General features: G+C 76.2%; 1 protein-coding gene and 1 pseudogene. Both read right to left on the bottom strand.

Translation table 11 applies throughout. From position 1 onward, the window contains the following. Nucleotides 1-3,184: pseudogene (locus IG74_RS47160) on the bottom strand (SDR family NAD(P)-dependent oxidoreductase); the annotation flags it as partial. Then, nucleotides 3,172-3,477: a hypothetical protein gene (locus IG74_RS54965; protein WP_420710057.1), complete on the bottom strand. Its 306-nt coding sequence runs from the start codon at nucleotides 3,475-3,477 to the stop codon at nucleotides 3,172-3,174. The pseudogene IG74_RS47160 and the gene IG74_RS54965, both read right to left, overlap by 13 nt. Between the last annotated feature and the right edge of the window lie 172 nt (nucleotides 3,478-3,649).

The raw sequence follows: 3,649 nt of genomic DNA, 5'->3' as shown, positions 1-3,649 counted from the left end.
CGCACTCCCGCATCCGCCCCGCGAACACCGGACTGGAGTCCAGGAGTTCGACCGCCATACCGGCCCACTGCGAACCCTGCCCCGGGAACACGAACACCGGGCGGACCGTGCCGCCGAGCGTGCGGCCGGACACCACCTGGGGTGTCACCTCGTCCTGAGACAGGCGCTCCAGGGCGGTGAGGAGTTCCTCGCGGTCGCGGCCGAGGGCGACGCCCCGGTGCTCGAAGCGTGACCGGGCCGCCGCGAGGGACCAGGCGACGTCGGCCGGTTCGAGGTCGGGGCGGGCGAGCAGGTGCTCGCGCAGGCGTGCCGCCTGGGCTCGCAGGGCGGGCTCGCCCTTCCCGGAGAGGGCGAGCGGGAGCACTCCGGCGACGACGGGCGCAGGGGCCCCGGCGTCCTCGTCGGCGGCCGGCCCGTCGGTCAGGGGCGGCTGCTCCAGGATCACATGGGCGTTGGTGCCGCTCATGCCGAAGGAGGAGACGCCCGCGCGCCGGGGCGCGTCCAGGGCCTGGGCCTCGATGGGGTCGCCGAGGGTGGTGCCGGTGCCGTGGGCCTCGACCGCGTCCACGTCGGCCGCGGTGAGGCGGGCGTTGGCGAGGGCGGCGCGGATGACGCGCTGCTGGGAGGGGCCGTTGGGGGCGGTGAGGCCGTTGCTGGCGCCGTCCTGGTTGATGGCGGAGCCCCGTACGACCGCGAGGACCTTGTGGCCGTTGCGGCGCGCGTCCGAAAGGCGCTCCAGGAGCACCATGCCGACGCCCTCGGCCATGCCCATGCCGTCGGCGGCGGCCGCGAAGGCCTTGCACCGGCCGTCGTCGGCGAGGCCGCGCTGCTGGCTGAAGGCGATCAGCGCGCCGGGCGACGACATGACGGCGACGCCGCCCGCGAGGGCGAGGGTGCACTCGCCCTGGCGCAGTGCCTGCGCAGCCAGGTGCATCGCGACGAGCGAGGACGAGCAGGCCGTGTCGACGGTGACCGCCGGGCCTTCGAGGCCGAAGGTGTAGGCGATGCGGCCGGAGACGACGCTGGGCGCGCTGCCGGTGAGGATGTGGCCCTCGGCGCCCGCGGACAGCTGGCCGGGGGCGGTGCCGTAGTCCTGGTAGTTGGTGCCGACGAACACGCTGGCGGTCTCGCCGCGTACGGACTTGGGGTCGATCCCGGCGCGTTCGAACGCCTCCCAGGAGGTTTCGAGGAGGAGCCGCTGCTGCGGGTCCATGGCCGTGGCCTCGCGCGGCGAGATGCCGAAGAAGGCCGGGTCGAAGGCGCCCGCGTCGTGCAGGAAGCCGCCGCCCCTGGTCGTGGTGGTGCCGGGGGTCTCCGGGTCCGGGTCGTAGAGGTGGGCGAGGTCCCAGCCGCGGCCCGCCGGGTAGCCGCCGACGACATCGGCCCGGTCCTGGAGGACCTGCCACATCTGCTCGGGGCTGCTGATGCCGCCGGGGTAGCGGCAGCTCATGGCGACGATGGCGATGGGCTCGTCGGTGGCCGCCGCGACGGGCACGACGGCGGCGGGGGCGGCGGCCGCGCTGGCGCCGAGGACCTGGGTGCGCAGGTAGGCGGCCAGGGCGGTGCCGTTGGGGTGGTCGAAGACGACCGTGGTGGGCAGCTTCAGACCGGTGGCGGCACCCAGGCGGTTGCGCAGGTCGACGGCGGTGAGCGAGTCGAAGCCGAACTCGCGGAAGGCCCGCTCGGGGTCGAGGGCCTGTGCGGACTCGTAGCCGAGGACCGCGGCGGCGTGCGTGAGCACGAGGCCGACCAGGGCGCGGTCCTGCTCGGGCCCGGCGAGGCCGGTCAGGCGCTTGCGCAGCGCGGACGCCTTGGACGAGGTCTCGGTGTCGGCGCCCTCGGTTCCGCCCTGGGCGGCGAGGACGCGCTGCGCGTCGGGCAGGTCCGCGAGCAGCGGGCGGGCCCGGCGCGAGGTGAACACGGGCACGAACTGGTCCCAGTCCACGTCCGCGAGGGCGAGGAACGTCTCGTCGTCGTCCAGGATCTGCCGCATCCCCGCGAAGGCCAGGCCGGGGTCGAGGAACGGCAGGCCCTGGCGGCGCAGCTGCTCCGGGTCGACGTCGACGGGCGCGCTGCCGCTCAGGTGGGGGTTGACGACGTTCCACACGCCCCAGGCGATCGAGGTGGCGGTCAGGCCGCGTGCCCTGCGGTGTTCGGCGAGCGCGTCGAGGTGGGCGTTGGCGGCCGCGTAGGCGGCGTGGTCGCCGCTGCCCCAGACACCCGCGATGGAGGAGAACAGGACGAACGCGTCGAGCGCCGCGCCCGCCTCGCCGTCCAGGAGCTCGTCCAGGACGACGGCGCCCGCGACCTTCGCCGCGACGATGTCGGCGAACTCCGCCAGGGTGGTGGCGGCGATCGGCGCCAGTTCGATGAGCGCGGCCGCGTGGATGACGGCGCGCAGGGTGTGCCCGTCGGCGGCGAGCCGGGCGAGGAGCGCGGCGACGGCGTCGCGGTCGGCGACGTCGCAGGCGGCGATGGTCACCTGGACGCCCATCTCCTCCAGTTCGGCGCGGAGTTCGGCCGCGCCGGGCGCGTCGGGGCCGCGGCGGCTGGTGAGCACCAGGTGCTCGGCGCCCTCGCGGGCCAGCCAGCGGGCGATGTGCGGGCCGAGGGCGCCGGTGCCGCCGGTGACCAGGACGGTGCCGCGCGGCGTCCACGCGGAGCCGGTCTCCCGGGCGGGGGCGGCGGGCTCGGCCCGGACGAGGCGGCGCACGAGGACGCCGGAGCCGCGCACGGCGAGCTGATCCTCGTCGCCGACGCCCGCGAGGATCCCGGCGAGCCGGGCCCCGGTGCGGCTGTCGGGGGTCCGCGGCAGGTCGATGAGTCCGCCCCAGCGGTCGGGGTGCTCCAGGGCGACGACGCGGCCGAGGCCCCAGGTCTGTGCCTGGGCGGGGCTCTCGACCCGGTCGTTGCGGCCGGTGGAGACGGCGCCGCTGGAGACGGCCCAGAGGCGGGCCTCGACGCCCGCGTCACCGAGGGCCTGCACCAGCGCGACGGTGCCGGCGAGCCCGGCGGGCAGCACGGGGTGCGCCGGGTGCGGCTGCTCGGCGAGGGCGAGCAGGGAGACGACGCCCGCGAGCACGGCGGCGTCACGCAACCGCGCGGCGAGCGCCTCGCGCGTCAACTCGGCTTCTGTCACATGGAGTTCGACGACTTCGGCACCCGCCTGCGTCAGCGCCTCCACCGCCACGACGACAGCACCGGGAGCACGGCGCCGAGTTCGGCGGCGGAGCCGTCCGCCACCTCCAGCTCGGCCGCCAGCTGCTCCAGGTCCTCGCGCTCCACGGCCTCCCAGAAGCGCGCCTCGACCTCGTCCACGGCGACGGCGGGCTCGGCGCCCGGCTCGGCCTCCGGGGACACCAGCCAGTAGTGCTGGTGCTGGAAGGCGTACGTGGGCAGGTCGACGAGGGTGCCGGGGACGAGGGCCCGCCAGTCGAGGTCCGCGCCCTGCGCGTAGGCCTCGGCGACCGAGGCCATGAGCCGGTCGGCGCCGCCTTCGTCGCGGCGCAGCGAACCGAGCGCCACGGCCGCGCCTTCGCGCCCGGCGGCCTCGATGGTGGCCTGGACGGGGACGGTCAGGACCGGGTGGGGGCTCATCTCCAGGAACAGGCCGTGGCCCTCGGCGAGGAGGCCTCGGGTGGCGTGCTCG

This window comes from Streptomyces sp. NRRL B-1347, from assembly GCF_000720325.1.
Classification (GTDB): Bacteria; Actinomycetota; Actinomycetes; order Streptomycetales; family Streptomycetaceae; genus Streptomyces.
This window is presented reverse-complemented; position numbering and strand designations above follow the sequence as displayed.

Excerpts from the sequence above, each read along its gene's own strand:
- IG74_RS54965 (WP_420710057.1), bottom strand. The coding sequence starts at position 3,477 with ATGGCCTCGGTCGCCGAGGCCTACGCGCAGGGCGCGGACCTCGACTGG.